Below are 1081 nucleotides of genomic sequence, written 5' to 3'. Positions count from 1 at the left end.
GTTTCTGATGGGCTGCACGAGAGCTTTGCTCTCGTGAACGCCAGCAAGCTCTGGAACGTCGCCCGGTGGACGGCCGGGCGCGTCTGGGACGCCTGCGGCCAGATTCCTGACGACGGTGTGCTTAAATCGTACCTCAAAGGAAGTGGACGCTACGTGGATTTGCATAGCCAATCCAGTCAGCGAGTTCTCGAAGAACTCGCTGAGGCGTTCACCGGCTGGTACGGCCACCGCAACAACGGGAACCAGAAAGCGAANAGCCAATCCAGTCAGCGAGTTCTCGAAGAACTCGCTGAGGCGTTCACCGGCTGGTACGGCCACCGCAACAACGGGAACCAGAAAGCGAACCCGCCCGGCTACCGCAAGAACGGTGACGAACACCCACGCTCGACGGTCACGTTCAAACAGGCTGGTTTCAAACACGACACAGAGAACCAGCGTATTCGTCTCTCAAAAGGACGAAATCTNCACGCTCGACGGTCACGTTCAAACAGGCTGGTTTCAAACACGACACAGAGAACCAGCGTATTCGTCTCTCAAAAGGACGAAATCTCAAAAAGCACCGTTCTGACTTCGTCCTCTGCGAGTGCGACGTTATCGGCCCGGAGGGGACGACCGTCGAGAACGTTCAACAGGTGCGTGCCGTCCACGAACACGGCATCTGGCGGTTACATATCGTCTGTAACGTCGAGATTGACGTACCCGACGCACCCGGCAACGGAGTTGCCGGGATTGACCTCGGGATCTGCAACGTCGCCGCCGTNGTCTGTAACGTCGAGATTGACGTACCCGACGCACCCGGCAACGGAGTTGCCGGGATTGACCTCGGGATCTGCAACGTCGCCGCCGTCTCGTTCGGCGACGAGGGCCTGTTGTACCCCGGTGGCGCACTCAAAGAGGACGACTACTACTTCGCCAAGAAGCGCGCCGAGTGTGACGAGAGTTCGTCGCGCGAAGCCCGCCGGTTGGATCAAAAGCGTACCGACCGCCGCATGCACTTCCTGCACGCCCTCTCGAAACACATCGTTCAGCAGTGCGTTGAACGCGGTGTTGGGACGATTGTTGTGGGCGACCTCGGCGGCAT

Annotated in this window: 1 pseudogene; it reads left to right on the top strand. The window is 59.1% G+C overall.

Going from position 1 to position 1081, the window contains the following annotated elements:
• Positions 1-12: 12 nt before the first annotated feature.
• Positions 13-1081, top strand: a pseudogene (locus C448_RS15705) (transposase); the annotation flags it as partial.

Origin of the sequence: Halococcus morrhuae DSM 1307 (genome assembly GCF_000336695.1) — an archaeon.
Lineage (GTDB): Archaea > Halobacteriota > Halobacteria > Halobacteriales > Halococcaceae > Halococcus > Halococcus morrhuae.
This window is presented reverse-complemented; position numbering and strand designations above follow the sequence as displayed.